The following is a 19,932-nucleotide window of genomic DNA, read 5'->3' as shown; positions in this document are numbered from 1 at the left end:
TTATGGTAGCGAGCTGGCAATTCTGGGCATTGATGTCGGCAGTCTTCGCGGCATTGACCGCGATTTTCGCGAAAATCGGTATTCAGGGCATCAATTCAGATTTTGCCACACTGGTCCGTACGCTGGTCATTATCGGTGCATTGTGCCTGTTCCTGACCATCACCGGACAGTGGCAAAAGCCCGGTGATATTTCCGCAAGGTCATGGCTGTTTCTTGTGTTGTCGGGCTTAGCCACCGGCGCGTCATGGCTTGCCTATTTCCGCGCCTTACAGATTGGTGATGCAGCGCGCGTTGCACCTGTCGATAAACTTTCGGTGGTGCTTGTTGCGCTGTTTGGTGCTGCCTTTCTTGGCGAGCGCATGACGGCCATCAACTGGTTTGGCATTGTGCTAATCGGCTGTGGCGTCGTTCTCGTAGCGTTGCGGGTTTAAAGGCCAAGCCATTGGCGTAGAGGATTGGTTCCGTCCATCAGCAGACGAACCGCGAGTGCTAAACTGACGACAATCAGCAATGGCTTGATGATGCGGGAGCCGATCTTCATGGCAAGGCTTGCGCCAATCTGCGCGCCTATGAACTGCGCAATGCCCATGCAGATGCCGATTTTCCAGTTGATGACGCCCACAAGTGCAAATGTGGCGAAGCCGCCGACATTGGATGCGCAGTTAAGTAGCTTTGTGTGGGCGGTGGCTTTCAGGACGCCAAAGCCCGCCAGCGCCACAAATGCCAGCATGAAAAACGAGCCCGTGCCGGGGCCGAACAAGCCATCATAAAAGCCGATCAGCGGGACAATTGTAACGCCAAACAGAAATGGACCGATGCGACGCGCGCGGTCGACGTCGCCTAAGCTTGGTTTCACGGCAAAATAGATTGCGATGGCAATCAAGAGCATTGGCAATGCAGCACGCATGATATCGACCGGCAGCACCGTCGCCAGCAATGCGCCAAAGATTGAGCCAATGAGCGATGCGAGAGCTTCCGGCCATAGCTCCCTGATATTCACGTGCCCCTTACGGGCATAAGCGATTGTTGCGGACGACGATCCAAACAGACCTTGCAGCTTGTTTGTCCCGAGTGCTTCAACAGGTGGAATGCCAGCTAACAGTAAAGCCGGGATCGTAATCATCCCGCCACCGCCTGCGATAGAATCGATGATGCCCGCAATAAAAGCGGCCATTGTCAGAAGGAGCGTTAAGGTGTCGAAGAATTCAAGCATGGGGGGATTCCGGGATGAGATGGCGCAACATAGAACAGACAATCCTGTTGCGCCAGCCGGAGTGCGACATAGAGCATTTCTGGATTAAAGGATTTCCAACAAAAAGTGCGAAGCGATTTTGCGTTGAATAATGCGTAAAAACAAACAGTTATAGCGGTTCCAACGATTCAGTCTTAACTGGAGCCGCGGTAAGTTTATTCATTATACCAAGGCGGCTCAAGATGCTGACGCATCACGCCTTGAAAAGGTTCAATCGCCACACGGGCTTAACCAAAGTCCGATGAGTCTTACTCAATGAACTTTGATATTAGAAATGCTCTATCTATTTGTTTTACGCACATCTCGGTCCGAAAACCGGTTCCCACTTTTCCGGATGTGCTCCAGGCGTTTCCGAAAATCCTTGGCTGTTGCATCGTGACGCTTGCGTTGTTTACTGGTTCGGGCATCATTAGAAAAAGTTGCTACTGCACAATTTAAACTGTTAGAGCTGCCTTTGTGCGCCCAACATGCGCGTGACGCTCTGATGCAATACGGGAGACGGTAGTCCATGAGTGAAAGCATTTTCGAACGCATCTCTGCGTTTCTCAGCAAAAAAAGCGCTGTGCAGCGTGTGGCCGAAGATCCGGCTCTCGCTTCGGAATTGCTTCTCCTGCTTCATGTGGTGTTCGCAGATGGCGACCGTCATCCAGCTGAAATCGCAGCTTTCAAAGCGATTGCTTCAGAGAGTTTCGGGATTTCGGCAGAGGAATTGCCGGAAGTGACTGAGTATCTGAAGGATTTCGGATATGAAACCACGACAAAGCAGGCGGCCAGTATGTTGGCTGAAATGGCACCTGAGCGCCGTGCTTCCTTGCTGCGCGATTTGATGAGAATTGCCTGCGCCGATAACCATATTGATCAATCTGAAACTGCAATGATCAAGCGTATTGCCGATGTTCTTGGCGTCACGGCTGATGATTTGCGTCAGGCGCAGCAAGCATCGCCCTGTGGCCTCTGACGCAACGCGCATTTTTTTGGGAATGGGCAGCTCCTCGGGTGTGAACCTTGAGGAGCTTGTTTCATTGGCGGACAGTGTTCTAGCGGCTGTAGGCGTTACAAAGCCCGATATGATTGCAACACTGGACACGAAACGGCGTGAGCCGGTGTGGTTGGCTCTTGCAGAGCATTACGAATGTAGTTTGCGCTTCTTTGCTGCAGCTAGGCTCGAGGAAGAAACATCTCGGATCAAGAACCCGTCGAAAGTGCCTTTCTCCGCAGTCGGTTGCCATAGTGTAGCGGAATCGGCCGCACTGGCTGCCGCCGGGCCAGAAGCTGTGCTTATGGTTGAAAAGACTGTAGGTGGCCGTGTCACCGCAGCGTTGGCGGCGACACGAGCCTAAAGCATGTCGCAGTTAAATGGATTCATTTGAGCCCCCCGCGAACATGCGACAATTAAACGAATCTAGAGCGAGCGCCATGGGTGCGATTAAGCGCGACACGCTCGAGTTAAAGCGGATCCAGTCAAGACTAGTTCGTCGGAACCGCTCTAACTATTTGTTTTTACGAGTTATCCTACGCAGAACCGATTCGCACTTTTGCTGGAAATGATTTAATAATCACACTATTTCGGCTTTGCGGCGTTGCACGATGTAAGTTGCAATGGTCGCAAAGATTAGCAGAAGAGCCGTTGCTAAGATCACTGCGACATAAGCATTCTCAAAAGAGGACGCCGCAAGTTTGGTCAACAAACTTGCGTCTTCAGGTGGCAATGATTGAGCCGCCAGCAATGCCTCATCAAGGCTGTCACGAGCGATGATCGGGATATTTCGGCCTGCCGGCAGTACGAGGCTTGCCGTGTAGAATGCCGAAAGAATGGTGCCGAAAATCGTCACACCCAGCGCATTGCCGAGTTCGAATGATACTTCTTCGACAGACGCTGCCATACCAGCCTTCTCTGCAGGGGCATTTCCCATGATAGAGGACGATGCACCGGTCATGGCACAACCGACGCCAAAACCGAGAACGGCCAGTCCCGCAAGATAGAACGGGGTGGAGAGCTTATAGGTCAGGATATAGATCACCACGCCAAGCGCTGTAATTCCAAGCGATGCCCACAATACCCTACCTGCGCCAAGGCGTGGCAATTGCATGCCAGCAATTGGACCGGCAACGAAAGCAGCCAGCGGGATAGGCAGGATAACAAGGCCAGCTTGCAAAGGGGACATGCCCTCGATCAACTGCATGCGCTGGCTGAAAACGAGTTCCATACCAGTCATTGAACCAGATGCGACAAGGGCCGCGAACACGCCCATTGAGAATAGCTTCGTCTTGAACAGTGAGAAATCGATCAGCGGTTCTGCGCTCGTAAGCTGCCTGCGGACGAAGACCGTCGTGGCGATAAGGCCAATGACGAGGGCTGCTGCGAAAATTGTCATGGATGCATCGCGCTTGGCGAGTTCCTTGACGGCATAGGTGAGCGCGATCAGGCCGATCATGATCTGGATCGAGCCGACGAGGTCCCATTTGCGCTTTGAGCCGAGTGGACGATTTTCAAGGTTGAAGGCGGACAAAGCGAAAGCCACCAGAACAACGGGCACGTTGATCAGGAATACTGAGCCCCACCAGAAATATTCGAGCAGAACACCGCCCGCGACAGGGCCGATGGCTGCACCACCCGAAGCGATTGCAGCCCAAATACCGATTGCAAGCGAGCGTTCTTTCTCATCAGTAAAGGTCAAACGAATGATCGACAGCGTGGCTGGCATCATCATTGCAGCACCGCAGGAAAGGAATGCACGGGCAGCGATCAGGACTTCGGGATTGGGCGAATAGGCTGCGCAAAGCGACGCAAGGCCAAACACGGCCAGACCATTCATGAACATGCGCTTGTGGCCGAGCTTATCGCCCAGCGTGCCGAGACCTGGCAAAAGGCCAGCCACCACCAACGGATAGATATTCATGATCCAGAGCTTTTCCGAAGCGCTGGCCGCCAGATCATGGGTGAGGCGTGGCAGTGCCGTGTAAAGGACCGTCATATCGACAACGATCAGGAACAACGCGCTGGAAACGATTGCGAGAACGAGCCAGCGATTTTGCGGCAACATCGAATTATACCTTTTCAATACGAGCGTATTCAAACTTGTCAGGGTGGCTGACATAATATAAATCCGCTCGTATGGAAAGTAAGAAATTGCAAAAAACTGGCCGTCCGCGTTCGATTGATCGCGACCATGTGCTGGATATGGCCGAAAAGATTGTGACAGAAGGCGGTATCGTCGCGCTGACTATGGATGCCGTCGCGCAGGCATCTGGTGTCACCAAGGGCGGTGTGCAGTATTGCTTCGGCAATAAGGATGGGCTTCTGAAAGCGATGATCGAACGGTGGGGCGATCGGTTTGATGATCAGGTAACAGCCCGCAAGCAGAATAAGAACGACGCGATTTCCCACATAGCGGCGCATATCGGCATAACCCGCCAGAGCAATGCTGAAGACGATTCCCGCTTTGCGGCGATGATGGCCAGCCTTATTCCAAATACTGAGTATCTCAATGAAACCCGTGCCTGGTATCGTAAGCAATGGGACGGTCTTGATGTGACGACACCGGAAGGGCGCAAAGCCCGTCTTGCCTTCATTGCCAATGAAGGTGCGTTTTTGCTCAGGAGTTTTAACTTCTTCGAGCTGACGCAGGAAGAGTGGCAGTCGATCTTCAATGATATTGAAGGGCTTTTGCCAAAAAACACCTGAAAGCAATTGACTTGTCTGCCACCTGACAGGCATTCGAAATGCCTGAATAGAGGAATAAAGTGTGACAGTTCACTTCATTGGAGCCGGCCCGGGTGCTGCCGATCTTATTACCGTTCGCGGTTTGCGATTAATCGAAAGCTGCCCGGTCTGCATTTATGCAGGGTCTCTGGTGCCAAAAGAAGTGGTCGCCTCAGCTCCCAAAGATGCCCGTCTGGTTGATAGCTCAGCACTTACGCTTAATGAAATCATCGCCGAAATAGAAGCGGCGTATGCAAAAGGTCATGACGTTGCGCGGGTCCATTCCGGTGATCCGTCAATTTACGGCGCGATGGCCGAACAGATGCGCAGGCTTGATGCGCTTGGGATTCCCTATGATGTCACGCCGGGTGTACCTGCATTTGTCGCGGCTGCGGCCGCGATGAAGCAGGAATTGACCATTCCAGAAATCAATCAAACTATTATTCTGACACGCACGTCGGTAAAATCTTCCGCCATGCCGGAAGGCGAGGATCTCGCCACACTTGGCAAATCTGGCGCGACTTTGGTCATTCACCTGTCGATCCGTAACCTTGCGAAGATCGAAACGGAGCTGACGCCGCTTTACGGTTCTGACTGTCCAGTGGTCGTTGCATACCGTATTGGGTGGCCAGATGAGCAGATTTTGCGCGGAAAACTGTCGGACATTGTGGCGAAAGTGGGGCTTTCTGGCGTCAAAAGAACGGCGATGGTGTTCGTTGGGCGCGGACTTGATCCAAAGAATTTTCGCGATTCAGCGCTTTATAATGATGCGCATAGCCATATTGCGCGATCAAAGCTTGAGGGCTGAGCGGGTAAAAGCTACGGCCTCTTCAATCGTCGCAATAACGATTTTGGCTGCGACTGGCGGGCGGGCAATCATCATGACAGGCACTGCGAGATCGCGCGCTGCTGTGATTTTGGCGTAGGATATGTTGCCGCCGGAATTGCGGCTGACAATCAGACCAATTTTGCGTGCAGCGAGGAACTGCTTCTCTGATTCATAGTTTCCGGGTTTTGCCAGAATAATTTCGCAATTTTCTGGCAGCTTTAATTGTGGTGGATCGATCATCCGAATGACGAAGTGAACATCATGCCGGTCAGCAAATGGCTCGATATGTTGTCGACCCAATGCAAGGAATACCCGCTCGCCTGCCGGGATCAGCGTTGCTGCCTGCGCTTCACTTGAAATACTAATCCAGTTATCGCCGCTCTGTATTTGCCAGGCAGGGCGTTCCAGCCTTATTAGCGGAACATCTGCTGCCTTGGAGGCTATGACTGCATTTAGCGAAATACGCGTCGCATAAGGATGCGTTGCATCGATAATGAGGTCGATGTGCTCTGTTGCAAGATAGGCTGCAAGACCTTCTGCGCCGCCGAAGCCGCCAATCCGAACCGCGCAGTTGATTGCAGCGGGGTTCGCCGTGCGACCCGCTAATGAAGTGATGGCATCGACGGGGAGGGCCTGTAATACGGAAGCAAGCTTTGAAGCCTCTGCCGTCCCGCCAAGAATGAGTATCTTAGAGGCGGGCAAGGATCGTCCCCTTGCGGTCCGTCACGATGATTTCGACTTCAACGGGTGCACCGCGTAAGGTTTCGAGTGCTGTTTCTTTGGCTTTTTGTGCGATGGGTGTCGCCATGTCGATGTCGATTGCTTGAGTCAATTCAAGCACTTCCATTGCAGTGTTGGCAAAGAGAATCCGATCCTTCATGTCCTCCGCAGCACCGGCCTTTTCGGCGATAGTCCACAGGAAGCTTTTGTCGACCTGCGAGCGCGATGAATGAAGATCGAGCGCACCCTGCGCAAGCTTTGTAAGCTTGGCAAAGCCACCGGCAATGGTAAGTTTATCGATAGGGTGTTCGCGCAGATATTTGAGCACGCCGCCTGCAAAGTCGCCCATATCGAGAATGGCAAAATCGGGCAGATCGTAAATAGCCTGCGCTGCATCTTCCGAAGTTGAGCCCGTCGCGCCAAGAACGTGTTTCTGTCCTGCCGCACGCGCAACATCAATGCCGCGATGGATCGAATGAATCCATGCCGAGCAGGAAAATGGATGCACAACACCTGTTGTGCCGAGAATGGAAATGCCGCCAACAATGCCGAGGCGAGGGTTCCACGTCTTTTGGGCAATCTCTTCGCCCCCCGGAACAGAAATCGTAATGACAAGATCGGCTGGCAGGCCATATTCCGCACAAATCTGCTCACAGATTTCTGTCATCATGCGGCGCGGAACGGGATTGATAGCCGCTTCGCCCGGCTGAATTTGCAGGCCCGGCCGCGTAACCGTGCCAACACCTTCGCCAGCCCGGAACAAAATACCGGTGCCGGGTGGGGCAGGGAAAACGGTGGAGATGATTGTGGCGCCATGGGTGACATCGGGGTCGTCTCCCGCGTCCTTGACGATGCCTGCCATGGCATAGCCATCACCAAGACCTTCATAGGCAAGCTGAAAATAGGGCACGTCGCCTTTGGGCAGGATAATGCCAACCGGGTCAGGGAATTCGCCAGTGATGAGCGCTGTCAGAGCTGCCTTTGTGGCTGCAGTGGCGCAAGCACCTGTCGTCCAGCCGCGACGCAACTCGGCTTTTTCTGGTGCTTTATTCGTTGGGGCGGTTTCATCGTTCATGGACGCCTTATAATGTATCTGATAGCTGTGCCGCTAGTGGATTGAATTTGACGTTTGTATTCCGACCGAAATAATTGCCGTATCAAACGTCAAATTCGAAAAATCCACTAGATTCATAAAGATGCTAGTGGTCCTTAACATTCCGAAAGTTGCTCAATGCCAGCAACTGAGGCATGCAAGTTTCGTAATTAGACAACTAGAGAGTGTCGCGTTTGATCGCACCCATGGTGCTCGCTCTAGATTCTTTTAATTGTCGCATGTTCGCGAACGTTAAATGAATCCATTTAACTGCGACATGCTTTAGATAGAATTATGGTTGATAAGATGAACAAGCGTGAACAAACGACTGCTTGCATTGTTTCGAGGAGCAAAGTGAACTTGCCTTCGATGCAGGCAGGGCATGTCTGGCTTGTCGGAGCTGGTCCCGGCGATCCCGGATTGCTGACACTTCATGCTGTCAATGCACTGCAACAAGCCGATGTGATCGTTTATGATGCACTGGTCGATGATGCCTGTCTTTCGCTGAAGCGAGATGATGCACTGATCGAATATGCAGGAAAACGTGGAGGAAAGCCTTCGCCGAAGCAGCGTGATATTTCGCTGCGATTGGTTGAACTTGCTAAGGAAGGCAAGAAGGTCTTGCGCCTGAAGGGTGGCGATCCTTTTGTTTTTGGGCGTGGGGCAGAAGAGGCGCTGACACTTGTTGAGCATTGCGTGCCCTTCCGCATCGTCCCCGGCATCACTGCGGGTATAGGTGGTCTAGCCTATGCAGGCATTGCCGCCACGCATCGTGATATCAACCAGTCCGTCACCTTTCTGACAGGGCATGACGCCACCGGATTGCTGCCTGACCGCATTAATTGGGAGGGCATTGCGCAGTCCTCTCCGGTTATTGTTATGTATATGGCGATGAAGCATATCGATCTCATCACATCGCGGCTGATGGCTGCCGGGCGCTCCCCTGATGAACCGGTAGCCTTTGTTTGTAATGCCAGCTTGCCGGAACAGGTGGTTCTGGAGACAACACTGGCAGGCGCCGTTGCAGATGTGGAAGCGGCTGGCCTTAATCCACCTGCAATCGTCGTTGTGGGTGAAGTTGTGCGATTGCGCTCTGGCCTCGATTGGCTCGGTGCTGAGGGCGGGCGTCAACTCATAAGTGATCCGCTTCATCTGAATCACGAAAAGCGTGGAGTGCAAAGCGCATGAATGGCTTCATGATTGCAGCCCCGGCATCGGGATCGGGTAAAACAACCATCACGCTTGGTTTGCTACGGGCGCTCAAGCGACGCGGCGTGTCTCTTGCTCCCGTCAAGGCAGGACCGGATTATATCGATCCTGCCTATCATAAGGCTGCGAGCGGGGCAGAATGCTTTAACCTTGATCCATGGACGATGCGGCCTGAACTTATCAGCGCGCTTTCTTCGCGTATGACCGAAGGTGGCAAGCTGCTTGTTGCTGAAGGCATGATGGGGCTGTTTGATGGGGCTATGGATGGCAAAGGCTCGTCTGCTGATCTTGCAAAAATGCTTGATCTGCCGGTGGTGCTGGTCGTGGATTGTGCAAAACAATCGCATTCCATCGCGGCGCTTGTTTCCGGATTTAGCCAATTTCGCAAGGACGTGTTGATAGCTGGTATCGTGCTGAACCGTGTGGGCAGTGCGCGTCATGAAATGATGCTGCGCGAAGCATTGAAGCCGCTTGGCATTACCGTTCTGGGTGCGATTCCACGCGATGAGGCACTCGTTTTGCCCGAACGCCATCTTGGGTTGGTGCAGGCAGGCGAACATGCCGACCTGGAGCGTTTTCTCGATCACGCTGCTGATGTTTTGGAGACGCGCATCGATTTTGCGGCTCTGACGCATATCTGGTCAGCGCCGAAACGTCATGCGGCGATGGCCAATGTGCCACGTCTCAAGCCATTGGGCAGCCGAATTGCAGTAGCGCGTGATGATGCATTTGCTTTCGCCTATGCGCATCTCTTTGAAGGCTGGCGCAGGCGTGGGGCTGAGATTTCGTTTTTTTCGCCGCTGGCCGATGAAGCACCGGATCAAAATGCCGATGCGATTTATCTACCCGGCGGCTATCCCGAACTTTTTGCGGGCAAACTGGCTTCTGCGAAAAACTTCCAGCTGGGCATGAAGGCTGCGGCAACGAAGGGCGTTGCAATCTATGGCGAATGCGGTGGCTATATGGTGCTCGGTGAAGCGCTGGAAGACGCTCAAGGCATGAACCATTCGATGCTCGGGCTTTTGCCGCTGGATACAAGTTTCGCCCAAAGAAAACTTCATCTTGGCTATAGATCGCTCACGCCGCTTGCCGGTTCGCCTTGGCAAATGCAGCTCAAGGCACATGAATTTCACTATGCGTCGATTGTCCGTGAAGGTGATTCAGAGCGACTTTTCAAAGTGCGCGATGCAGCGGGCGAAGATCACGGAGAGGTGGGCTTACGTGTTGGTTCCGTTTCGGGCTCATTCATGCATGTAATTGATTTCAGCGGAGATGATGCGTGAACACGCATATTGAACATGGCGGTGCGCTGGATCGTGCTATTGCGCGCTTTGGTGGCAAAGCCGAAGAGTGGCTTGACCTTTCGACAGGCATCAATCCTGAACACTTTCCTCTCCCGGATTTCACGCCAGCCCTGTGGAACCGATTGCCGGATGAGGGGCTTCTGCAGCGGGTTCTCGTGTCGGGACAGCGCTACTACAGTGTTGCGGATGAAGCGCCTATTGTGGCTGCGCCGGGAACACAGGCACTTATTCAGCTCATTCCGACGTTACTCGAACCTTCAACTGTCGCTATTTTAGGCCCGACCTATCAGGAACATGCTGCTTCTTTTAAAGCCACGGGCTGGAAGGTGGTCGAATGTGCGACGCTCGAAGATATTCCGCACGACGCGCGCGTTGTCACAATCGTCAGTCCAAACAACCCAGATGGACGAATTATCGCGCGTCCCGATCTGCTTGAGCTGGCAATGAGACTTGGCGAGCGCGGTGGTTTTCTCGTTGTTGATGAGGCTTTTGCTGATCCGCATGTCGAAGTCAGTGTTGCGGCCTATGCTGCTACAGCACCGATGATTGTGCTGAAGTCTTTCGGCAAGTTTTTCGGCCTTGCGGGCGTAAGGCTTGGTTTCTTGTTGTCAAGCGCGAAGATCGTGGAGAAGATAACTGAGCGGCTTGGTCCATGGGCGGTATCTGGACCGGCACTGGCGATAGCCGAACATGCTTTTGAAAGCGATGCGGCGTTAAAAGACTTTCGTGCGCGCATTGATTGGCGGCGGGCGGAGCTTGCCACCGTCCTGACGCGATGCGGTTTAAAGGAAGTGGGTGGCACAGCACTCTTCGCTTTGGTTGCGCACAGCGATGCTCATGCGATTTATGACGCCCTTTGTGGAAAACATATTCTGGTACGAAAGTTCGCCTATGCACCTCAATGGTTACGCATTGGACTTGCTGCCGATGAAGAGGCATTCGCGCGTCTGGAGCAGGCATTGCGTGAGATTCTGTGCTTGAAAGATTGATTCAGGGAAGTCTTGCAAGACTATGGAAATAAAGCTGATTGTTCTTTCATTAGCGCTTGTTCTGGATCGCATCGTCGGCGACCCGCCGCAACTTTGGCAAAGGTTCACGCACCCGGTCGTATTGTTCGGAAAAGCAATTAGCTGGGGTGAAAAGCGCTTTAACAATAATCACCTTTCGGTTGAATCACTGCGCCGCAACGGCATGTGGCTTACAATCGGGTTGGTGGCTCTTTGTGTGCTAATCGGATTGGCAATTGAATATTTTTTGCCTTTTTTGGGCAGCGCTGGCGCATTGATTGAGATTGTCATCGTTGCTGTGTTTTTGGCGCAAAAGAGCCTAGCCGATCATGTGAAAGCCGTGGCGAATGGTCTGCGTGAAGACGGTATCGAAGGTGGCCGCAAAGCGGTTTCAATGATTGTGGGACGCAACCCTGAACAGCTTGATGAAGGTGGTGTCAGCCGGGCTGCGGTTGAAAGCCTCGCTGAGAATGCGTCGGATGGCATTGTTGCGCCTGCGTTCTGGTTTCTCATTGGCGGGTTGCCGGGTCTGTTTGCCTATAAGCTCATTAACACCGCTGACTCGATGATTGGCCATCTGAACGAACGCTATCGTCATTTTGGACGTTTCGCAGCGCGCCTTGATGATGTGGTGAACTATATTCCCGCGCGGCTGACTGGCTTGTTGTCTGCTTTGGCTGCTGCATTCACGCACAATAGGGAAACGGGAAAGCGAGCTTTTGTTGTGATGTGGCGCGATGCGCGACTGCATCGTTCGCCGAATGCCGGCTGGCCGGAATCGGCTTTTGCTGGTGCGCTTGGATTGGCGCTTGCTGGTCCCCGACAATATGGGGCAGAGAAGGTCGAAGGGCCTATGCTCAATAGCGACGGTAAGCGCGACGCGAATGCCGAGGATATCGACGCGGCGATTCAGTTATTCTGGACAGTGATGAGCCTGATGACAGGGCTCTTGATCATCGCGAGCCTGATCGGGCTGATTAGTCAGCTGATATGAACTGTGTTCCATCATAGCGTTGCAGACGATTGGGATTGTCTGTCCGCATACCATTACCATCAAAATTGAGCGTACCAAGCGATGTCTCGAAAGAATTATCGCGCAAAATATCGATCAAAGGCTGCTTCTGGTCCGTCGCCTGTCTGATGGCCGCTTCTGCAAGTTCAATCGTGGCAAATCCGTTGATTGAATAGGCTTCAGCTAGTTTTCCAGCCTGATTGATTGCATCGACGGCTGTTTTTGCGGTCGAAAGATCTTGCGGCTTTAACGGCGCGATCATCAATGTGTCAGCGCTTAAAGGCTGCGTGCCTGGTGCAGCATTCAAAACACTGCCACCCGCGATCACCAGCGGATATTTAAGCGTCGTAGCGCTCGCACCAATGGCTGCAATATCATCACGCTCTCCGCCGACATATACATGCGTCGCGCCCGCACGGCGCAGACGGGCAACGAGTGCATTCTGGTTTTCGAGACCCGGTCGATATGTATCGGTAAAAACCGGCTGAAGCTGTTGTTCCCTGAGACTGGCCAGAACATGCGATGCGCGTTCACGGCCTTCAATCGTGCCGTCGTCAATGACGGCGAAGGGCTGGGAGCGCCAGAGGCTACCTAAAAAGCTACCGGTGGCGCGCGTTTCTTTATCCAGACCTGTGGTCAGGCGAAACACGGGGGGCGGAGTGGAAGAACGCTTTTCTGTCAGCGTTAAGTCACTGACACCGGAGGTAATGACGGGAATGTTGCGCCGGTTCAATAAAGGCAGCGCCGCTTCCAATGCTTCAGAGCAAAGAAAGCCAGTGGCTATCTGCACATTGTCTTTAATGAAGGTTTCTGCAGCCGTTTTACCACCTTCAGCATCACAGCGATCATCCGCGACGACAAGTTCAGCATTCTTGGCTGTTGCCGCCACACGTGCACCATCGACGAGCTGATTTCCGAGTGGAGCAAATCCACCGCTCAGAGGCGCTGCAATTCCAATGCGTATTACTGTTGAATTTTCCTGCGCCATGGTCGGCAGGCAAAGCATCGTGAAAGCCGATAAGGCCGTAGCAAATATCTTCGTGAAGTTGTGCATGCGCAATTCCGGGCGGAGAACCGCTTTATGTTTTCCCGGTAATGGCACTGGTTTGATCACGCGATTTATCTTCTTCAAACATTTCATGGCTAATTGAACGAAAAGTGGGTAGCGGTTTCCTCGCCTTTGTGCAATGCCCGTATATGTATACAGGTAAACAGACATTGGTCTGCGGAAGCCTGTCAGACAATACGGATGCTTGCTGACGTGCAAACAGATAAAAACATCATCTCAAATACTATGCCGGTAGAACCGAAGACTTATCGTGATGCGATGAGCCATTATGCGGGTGCGGTACAGGTTGTAACCACTGCCGGTTCTGCAGGAAGACGTGGACTTACTCTGACCGCTTCCTGCTCGGTCTCGGATAATCCGCCGACCGTTCTGATCTGCTTGCAGAAGACTCATGAAGAAAACCAACTGTTCATCAAGAACGCCGTGTTCGCGGTCAATACGCTGGCTGGATTGCACCAACAGCTTGCAGATGCATTTTCGGGCCGTATCGGTCTTACGCAGGATGAGCGCTTTGAGCTTGCTGCGTGGGACGTTCTCGCGACAGGTGCGCCAACGCTGATAGGTGCATTGGCCGTTTTCGACTGCCGCGTTATTAGCGTTCAGGATCATTCCACACATCACGTCCTGTTCGGTGAAGTGGTGGGATTGCGCTCGAATGCGGACGAAGAGGCTCTGATATATCTCAATCGTCGTTATCATACGCTTGAGCTTTGAATGTGCTTTTTGGGAGGGGCAATGCGCAAACGTGTAGGAATAGTTACAGCGTTTTTACTGGTATTTTCCAGTTCGGCGCATGCGCAAGGTCCACTTCCGCCTTTCAAAGACAATTATTTTGCCTATCCGGGTGTGTTGAGCAGCGCTGATAATGGCGATTATAAAGTCATTGATTACAACGAAATGCGCGACATCAATGGTCGCGATGCTGTTCCCGAAAAGCGCGTGAAGGATGCCTATGTTTCGCTGAAGGCGCGGGCCTATCAAAAAGATCTCACGTTTCAGACCGCTGCTGGTCCGGTAAAGGCGATGGCGGCCGGAAAGCAGCAAGGTGCGGCTTTTATCGTCATTTATCTGCATGGACGCGGCGGTAATCGTCTGCAAGGCATGAATGATTTTACCTTCGGCGGTAATTTCAACCGTGTGAAGAACTTAGCCGCACTCAATGGCGGGCTTTATTTGACGCCGGACTTCAAGGATTTTGCGGCTACAGGCGAGGCGCAGATCGCGGGACTTATTGAAGCTGCGAAGGTAATGTCGCCATCCGCGCCGGTTGTTCTTGCTTGTGGCTCACAGGGGGGGGCACTTTGCTGGCGGATCGCTTCGAATGATAAAACGGCTAATCAACTTTCTGGCCTGATCCTGTTAGGATCATTATGGGACAATGATTTTTTCAAATCACCTGCATTCAAGAAGCGTGTGCCGGTTTTTTTTGGACATGGTAGTCGCGATCCGGTTTTCGCAATCGACAAGCAGGAAGCTTTCTATCGGGATATACGCAAGAAAGCGCCGGGTTATCCGGTGCAGTTTCGTCGTTTTGAAAGCGGAAACCATGGAACGCCTATCCGCATGAGCGACTGGCGGGAGATGTTGAACTGGATATTCACGAAACAATGATGACGCTGTTGGGGATGCCCAACGAAAAACCAGCATTGTGGCCTTCCTGCCACTCGACAATCGGCAAAAACCGAATAGTTATCTCAGTTAAAATTTTACCTAATCAGCAGATCGTAAGAGGTTGATCATGTACGGACGCACCCGCATCGGAGCCCGTTTCTTTGTCATTGCTATGCTGGCTCCACTGGCTGCCGCTTGTACGACGACCACGCAGAATGCGACGGTTCCCGGCAAGTCCGAGGCACCGGTCACTGCATCAAGCATATCGCTGCCACGTTTCGTTCCGACCTCATCGGTAGATTCTTCGCTGGCTCAGCCATGTATCACTGCAGCTGCCAACAAGTATTTCCTGCCTGAACGCGTCATCAGCGCGGTTAATTCCCGTCCGGGCGCTGGCGGCGGTACGGATGTTGACCTGAAGGTGGATCTGCGCACGGCGGTTTGTCAGGTTTCTGCAAACGGTTCGGTTCGTTCGGTTATCGATACTTCGCCAAAGAGCGCAGACCAGATCGCAGCCGAAGCCGCTGCAGCTCAGACCGCATCGGCTGCTCCAGCTACACCGAAGAAGTCGAAGAAGAAATGATTCAATAAACGGATCTAAATTATTAAAAAGGCAGGGATTTCCCTGCCTTTTGTTTCTGTTTATTTGTCCGGATTCTCGCCATACCATCGCGGCGTATAAACCCATTCGCCGCCGTCCACGCGAGAAAAGCGCTCAGTATGGGACGAGCCGACAATCACCACAGTTCGCATATCGACGTCTTTGGGTGTGAGTTCACCCAGCGTTGTGACACGCGTAGTTTCGGCGGGCCTGCCAATATCGCGACCGAGCACGACTGGCGTTTCAGCAACACGATACTGCCGGAGAATTTCCAGCGCGCGACCGAGCTGATGCGGACGGGCTTTGGATATCGGATTGTAGAAAGCCATGGCGAGATCAGCTTGTGCTGCGAGCGCCAGACGCCTTTCAATGACATCCCAGGGCTTGAGATTGTCAGAAAGCGAGATAATGCAGAAATCATGCCCAAGTGGTGCGCCGATGCGGGAAGCTGCAGCCATAGCGGCTGAAATCCCCGGCTGAATCACGAGTTCAACACTATGCCATGCCGGATCAGACGATTCATGAAGCGCTTCGATAACTGCCGCTGCCATGGCAAACACACCGGGATCGCCTGACGAAACCATTACCACATCACGGCCTGAAGCAGCGAGTTCGAAGGCATGACGCGCGCGCTGCATTTCCTCGCGATTGTCAGTCATGTGGATGATCTGATCATCGCGAAATGGGCCAGCCATGCGCACATAGGTTTCATAGCCAAGCACATCTTCGGCGCGTTCCAGATCGCGCTGAACGGCTGGTGTCATTAGGTCTCGTGCACCGGGGCCAAGGCCAACCACAGTCAGCTTGCCGCGATTGCGTCCGATGAAGAGAACATCGGCTGGTGTTGCTGCAATGGCCAGTGTCAGCCTATCGGATTTGATAAGGTGCTGCGGGTTTTCGACGGATACCGTTGCCAGATCATCCACGCCCGAAACAATGCGCAGCGGTGCTTTGAGTATTTGTGCTGCCTGATGAATATGGGGTGAAGCGCAGTCTTTCTCGTGGACGAGAAGAAGAGCAAGTGAATCCTTTGATAGCTCTGAACTATCAAGTGTTTGCTCGATAAGGCTTACGAGGTTTTCGCCGGGCTTATCAATCGCCACGGCAACCGTTCGCGGATGGTATATCAGCTCGTTAGTCTGCGGCGCACGCGTTTCAGGCGTGATGCTGATTGTCAGTTGACCATTGTCAGATAACGGTAGTTTTGATGCGGTGAGCCAGCGCGAGCTGCCATTGACGCGCAAGTTTTCTCCCGCCAGCAGATTGGACATGAAGGTCTTGGCAGCTTCGGGATTGGCGAGGGTCAATTCAGCCGGTGGATGGAGCAGATTGATGCCAAACCGCAATTCGCCCGTCGTGGTGATAGCAGGGGGCACTTCAAGCGCCTGAGCGATGGTTCGCGCCAGATCATTGACGCCGGAAAGGCCGCCAAGCAATGGCACGACAGCGCTACCATCTTCTGCAACGGCCAGAACCGGAGGCTCTATCCGTTTGTTTTGCAAAAGAGGAGCGAGTGCGCGGATGATGATACCAGCGGCGCACAGCGCGATTATCGGACGACCTTCCTCATAGAGCGCACGTATCGTGTCGCCGAAATGTGTGAAATGCTTGTCTGCGCTCGTAACGCGATTTTCCAGCCCCAGAATTTCAGCATTTCTAAGTCTAGATTGTATGTTGCGTGCCGTGGAAGTTGCAGCTTCGCCAAGAACGAGAATGGCTGCTTTCATGCACCGTTCCACTTTTTGCCTGGAACCAGAATGATCGAGAAATAAGGACAGTCGCCGCCGCTGACTTCTGCCAAAGGCGCAATACGCTGGTTCTGCATAGTAGCACGCTCGATATAAAGCGCACGATCCATCAACCCAAGCTCGCTCAGAACATCGCGAACCTTGTCCAGATTTTTGCCGAGTTTCATGATGGCAGCGGCTTCACTGCCGGCGAGCCGCTGTTTCAACTCCTCAGCAGTCATAACTCCCGAAAGGATTGAAAGCGTCTGATTGCGATAGACGAGCGGTGCGCCAAGCACGGCAGCGGCACCCAAGACCGAGCAAACGCCCGGCACGACTTCGGTTTCGTATTTTTCGGCCAATCGGTCATGGATATACATGAACGAGCCGTAGAAGAACGGATCGCCCTCGGCGATTACAGCGACATCGCGGCCAGCGTCGAGATGGTTTGCGATTGTTGCAGTGATCTCTGCATAGAAATCGCTGACGATCTGCTCGTAATCCATATGAGCGGGCAGTTTTTCCGTCGTCACCGGATAGATGAGCGGCACCAGCGTCTGTTCAGGCGACAGATAGGTTTCCACAATCGTCAGCGCATTGCCCTTTTTACCCTTTGCCGCATGATAGGCGACTACGGGCGCGGATTTAAGCAGTCTGAGTGCCTTAAGCGTGATAAGTTCAGGGTCACCGGGGCCAACGCCCAGACCATAAAGCTTCCCTTTTGGCGCCATTATTCGCGCTCCGAAGCAAGTGCATTGACAGCGGCTGCGGTCATGGCGCTGCCACCGCGACGTCCGCGCACGATAACAAAGGGTACGCCACGGCTATTTTCAGCAAGCTCATCTTTGGATTCGGCTGCACCCACAAAACCGACCGGCATGCCGATGATGAGGGCTGGTTTAGGGGCACCATTGTCCAAAATTTCAAACAGGCGAAAGAGGGCGGTGGGCGCATTGCCGATGGCAACGATGCTGCCTTCAAGATGTGGAAGCCAGAGATCAAGGGCTGCGGCAGAGCGCGTGTTGCCGATCTTCTTCGCCAGTTCCGGCACGGACGGATCATTCAGTGTGCAGATAACTTCATTGTTGGCTGGCAGGCGTGAGCGAGTGATGCCTTCTGCGACCATGCGTGCATCGCAGAGGATTGGCGCGCCTTTAAAGAGTGCATCTCGCCCGGCTTGCCCTGCGCCATCCGAAAAGACGAGGTCTTCAACGATATCGACCATGCCGGATGCGTGAGCAACACGTACGGCAAGCTTTTCGAGATCGGGGGGAATGCGGCTCAAATCGGCCTCAGAACGGATGATGGCGAAGGAGCGGTCATAAATGGCCTGTCCATCGCGGATATAGTCTGTCATGGCGTCCGTTCTACCTATTTGTTTAACGCATATCTTGCCCGAAAATTGCTTCACACTTTTCGGGATACGCTCTTATAGATTTCGGGCGTTTAAAATAAACGCAGCCTCGTCAATGGTGATGTTTGAGGCCAATAGCTGCCCGAAACGCAATGGTCCAGCGCTGTCTTGCGAAAAGAGATCATAATGATCATCCGAACGCGCCAAAAGCGTGTGAGGCAGGGGAGAAAGTGCTGCGCAGGATTTGGCGCAACCCGTAATATGGACCTGCTTGTTGCCTGCGATGAGCATGCCAGCGAGACGCTCAGCATCGGTTAAAGTGTCCGCAAGGGCGGAAGCACAGCCAGCAGAGCCGGAACAGGCCCGAAGGCGCGCCTGTGGCGCTTCTGGCAATGTTGCCAACCCCAGTTCGTCCAATGTGGTTGTGATCCGGTTGCAGTCTGCCTGCTCGATGTTTGGCAGGAGAACGCCTTGCCATGGCGTGAGGCGAATTTCGCCGCCATTCGCGCTCTCCGCAAGCTGGGCCAGCTTATGCAATTGTTCCGTCTGCAATCTTCCGAGAAGTGGCATTGCACCTGCATAGAAGTGTCCACCCTTTTGCGAATGGGTTCCAAGCCATGAAAAGGGTTTTGGCGGCTTTCGTTTCCAAGTCGGAGCGGGGGAGAGTTCAAAAGGCAACTCTCGCAGAAATTGCTCTTGTGGCAAGGTTTCAAAAAGGTGCTTCATCCGCGTCACACCCGTTGCCGCGAGGCTCTGAAACAAATCAAGCAGCGCTTCGATCAAGGAAAGCGCTTCCGCTTGTGCGACCGTGCCGACAGGCGGGGTGTCTGGTGACGATGCCAGACCAACGGCATAATGGGCGCCGCCTTCCAGTGATGAGAGCCAGATATCTCCGGTATGCGAAATCATGGCACAGTCTTCGCCACCATCAATCTGGAAAGAAAACTTCGGCGATAGCGCGTGATATTTTTCCGTGCCTTCAAGCATTTTCAGCAACGAGGTCGCAAGGCGGGAGGTATCGGCAAGCTGTGTGCGATCGATTGATGCGGTGGGGCTTACCATTACATTGCGAATGTCATCGGCCGACGGATTATCCGCGCCAAAACCTGCATCATAGAGCGCTGTTATCGCTTTATCCCAATTGGAGGGCGCGATGCCGCGTATCTGGATGTTGGAGCGAATCGAAAGCTCGATAGTGCCGTTTCCAAACTCTTTTGCAATTTCGGCCAACGAACGTGCTTCGGTAGCATTGATCCGTCCCAAGGGAAGCTTGACGCGAGCGATTGCACCATCTTTTGCCATGACCATGCGCGATAGGCCGGGGCAGGCATTGCGCCTGTCTGCTCTCAAGGGAACGGTTGGGGCTGTTTGCTGGCTTAACATGACGGTCTTATACGCCTTCCTGCTTGCGCTTGCTACTGCGCCGCCATACGAACAGGAA

Annotated in this window: 21 protein-coding genes; 12 read left to right on the top strand and 9 right to left on the bottom strand. The window is 53.3% G+C overall.

Translation table 11 applies throughout. The features are described 5' to 3' along the window. The first annotated feature begins 2 nt into the window (after positions 1-2). The gene (locus CES85_RS16185; protein ID WP_095446872.1) at positions 3-431 is read left to right on the top strand and encodes an EamA family transporter; all 429 of its coding nucleotides are present in this window, start codon (positions 3-5) and stop codon (positions 429-431) included. Here the strand turns inward: CES85_RS16185 and CES85_RS16180 are convergent. Then, positions 428-1,213, bottom strand: coding sequence for a TSUP family transporter (locus tag CES85_RS16180; protein ID WP_095446871.1), 786 nt, complete (start codon positions 1,211-1,213; stop codon positions 428-430). The two genes, CES85_RS16185 and CES85_RS16180, sit on opposite strands and share 4 nt — an antisense overlap. 547 nt (positions 1,214-1,760) lie before the next feature. Between CES85_RS16180 and CES85_RS16175 the strand changes: the two genes are divergently transcribed. Further along, entirely contained in the window at positions 1,761-2,210 is a 450-nt protein-coding gene (locus CES85_RS16175) for a tellurite resistance TerB family protein (protein WP_095446870.1), read from the top strand. Between the two features lie 64 nt (positions 2,211-2,274). Next, entirely contained in the window at positions 2,275-2,592 is a 318-nt protein-coding gene (locus tag CES85_RS16170) for a cobalamin biosynthesis protein (RefSeq protein WP_434063355.1), read from the top strand. A 216-nt stretch (positions 2,593-2,808) separates the two neighbouring features. Here the strand turns inward: CES85_RS16170 and CES85_RS16165 are convergent, their stop codons facing one another. Further along, on the bottom strand, positions 2,809-4,296 hold the full coding sequence (locus CES85_RS16165; RefSeq protein WP_095446869.1) for an MFS transporter: 1,488 nt from the start codon (positions 4,294-4,296) through the stop codon (positions 2,809-2,811). Positions 4,297-4,382: 86 nt separating this feature from the next. Between CES85_RS16165 and CES85_RS16160 the strand changes: the two genes are divergently transcribed. Together CES85_RS16160 and cobM are read left to right on the top strand one after the other, a co-directional pair. Then, positions 4,383-4,937 (top strand): TetR/AcrR family transcriptional regulator, encoded by a 555-nt coding sequence (locus CES85_RS16160; protein ID WP_235901867.1) that lies wholly within the window; start codon positions 4,383-4,385, stop codon positions 4,935-4,937. Positions 4,938-4,998: 61 nt separating this feature from the next. Continuing rightward, positions 4,999-5,763 carry a precorrin-4 C(11)-methyltransferase gene (cobM, locus tag CES85_RS16155; RefSeq protein ID WP_095446867.1) on the top strand — a complete coding sequence of 255 codons (765 nt, stop codon included), beginning with the start codon at positions 4,999-5,001 and terminating at the stop codon, positions 5,761-5,763. Here cobM and CES85_RS16150 read toward each other — a convergent pair. Both CES85_RS16150 and CES85_RS16145 read right to left on the bottom strand, forming a co-directional pair. Then, a complete protein-coding gene (locus tag CES85_RS16150; RefSeq protein WP_095446866.1) occupies positions 5,746-6,486 on the bottom strand; it encodes a cobalt-precorrin-6A reductase in 741 nt (246 codons plus the stop codon). The genes cobM and CES85_RS16150 overlap by 18 nt on opposite strands. Further along, complete coding sequence (locus tag CES85_RS16145; RefSeq protein ID WP_095446865.1) at positions 6,473-7,579, bottom strand: cobalt-precorrin-5B (C(1))-methyltransferase; 1,107 nt, start codon at positions 7,577-7,579, stop codon at positions 6,473-6,475. Before CES85_RS16145 ends, CES85_RS16150 begins: the two co-directional genes overlap by 14 nt. 324 nt (positions 7,580-7,903) lie before the next feature. On the opposite strand from CES85_RS16145, the gene cobA reads away from it, so the two are divergent. Genes cobA through cbiB form a run of 4 tightly spaced genes read left to right on the top strand, consistent with a single transcriptional unit; the run spans position 7,904 to position 12,111 of the window. Next, a complete protein-coding gene (cobA, locus tag CES85_RS16140) occupies positions 7,904-8,785 on the top strand; it encodes a uroporphyrinogen-III C-methyltransferase (protein WP_095447918.1) in 882 nt (293 codons plus the stop codon). After that, positions 8,782-10,089 carry a cobyrinic acid a,c-diamide synthase CobB gene (locus CES85_RS16135; protein WP_095446864.1) on the top strand — a complete coding sequence of 436 codons (1,308 nt, stop codon included), beginning with the start codon at positions 8,782-8,784 and terminating at the stop codon, positions 10,087-10,089. The genes cobA and CES85_RS16135 overlap by 4 nt, the downstream gene beginning before the upstream one ends. After that, on the top strand, positions 10,086-11,099 hold the full coding sequence (gene cobD / locus CES85_RS16130; protein ID WP_095446863.1) for a threonine-phosphate decarboxylase CobD: 1,014 nt from the start codon (positions 10,086-10,088) through the stop codon (positions 11,097-11,099). Before CES85_RS16135 ends, cobD begins: the two co-directional genes overlap by 4 nt. Positions 11,100-11,121: 22 nt before the next feature. Continuing rightward, positions 11,122-12,111 (top strand): adenosylcobinamide-phosphate synthase CbiB, encoded by a 990-nt coding sequence (gene cbiB, locus CES85_RS16125; protein ID WP_095446862.1) that lies wholly within the window; start codon positions 11,122-11,124, stop codon positions 12,109-12,111. Here cbiB and CES85_RS16120 read toward each other — a convergent pair. Next, positions 12,095-13,348, bottom strand: coding sequence for a branched-chain amino acid ABC transporter substrate-binding protein (locus tag CES85_RS16120; protein WP_421521961.1), 1,254 nt, complete (start codon positions 13,346-13,348; stop codon positions 12,095-12,097). The two genes, cbiB and CES85_RS16120, sit on opposite strands and share 17 nt — an antisense overlap. A gap of 42 nt (positions 13,349-13,390) precedes the next feature. On the opposite strand from CES85_RS16120, the gene CES85_RS16115 reads away from it, so the two are divergent. The 3 genes from CES85_RS16115 (at position 13,391) to CES85_RS16105 (ending at position 15,392) form a co-directional block, all read left to right on the top strand. After that, positions 13,391-13,912, top strand: a complete 522-nt coding sequence (locus tag CES85_RS16115) for a flavin reductase (protein ID WP_095447917.1) — start codon at positions 13,391-13,393, stop codon at positions 13,910-13,912. A 21-nt stretch (positions 13,913-13,933) separates the two neighbouring features. Continuing rightward, entirely contained in the window at positions 13,934-14,809 is an 876-nt protein-coding gene (locus CES85_RS16110; RefSeq protein ID WP_095446860.1) for an alpha/beta hydrolase, read from the top strand. 127 nt (positions 14,810-14,936) lie between these two features. Then, positions 14,937-15,392, top strand: coding sequence for a hypothetical protein (locus tag CES85_RS16105; protein WP_095446859.1), 456 nt, complete (start codon positions 14,937-14,939; stop codon positions 15,390-15,392). Positions 15,393-15,451: 59 nt separating this feature from the next. On the opposite strand, the gene cobJ is transcribed toward CES85_RS16105, so the two are convergent. From cobJ to cobG, 4 genes are all read right to left on the bottom strand, one after another. Further along, a complete protein-coding gene (gene cobJ / locus CES85_RS16100) occupies positions 15,452-17,137 on the bottom strand; it encodes a precorrin-3B C(17)-methyltransferase (RefSeq protein WP_095446858.1) in 1,686 nt (561 codons plus the stop codon). Beyond that, the gene (locus CES85_RS16095; RefSeq protein ID WP_095446857.1) at positions 17,134-17,868 is read right to left on the bottom strand and encodes a precorrin-2 C(20)-methyltransferase; all 735 of its coding nucleotides are present in this window, start codon (positions 17,866-17,868) and stop codon (positions 17,134-17,136) included. The genes cobJ and CES85_RS16095 overlap by 4 nt, the downstream gene beginning before the upstream one ends. After that, positions 17,868-18,494, bottom strand: a complete 627-nt coding sequence (locus CES85_RS16090; RefSeq protein ID WP_095446856.1) for a precorrin-8X methylmutase — start codon at positions 18,492-18,494, stop codon at positions 17,868-17,870. Before CES85_RS16090 ends, CES85_RS16095 begins: the two co-directional genes overlap by 1 nt. 72 nt (positions 18,495-18,566) lie before the next feature. Then, positions 18,567-19,874 (bottom strand): precorrin-3B synthase, encoded by a 1,308-nt coding sequence (cobG, locus tag CES85_RS16085; protein ID WP_095446855.1) that lies wholly within the window; start codon positions 19,872-19,874, stop codon positions 18,567-18,569. Positions 19,875-19,932 lie beyond the last annotated feature (58 nt).

The sequence above is a fragment of the Ochrobactrum quorumnocens genome (genome assembly GCF_002278035.1).
Taxonomy (GTDB): Bacteria; Pseudomonadota; Alphaproteobacteria; order Rhizobiales; family Rhizobiaceae; genus Brucella; species Brucella quorumnocens.
This window is presented reverse-complemented; position numbering and strand designations above follow the sequence as displayed.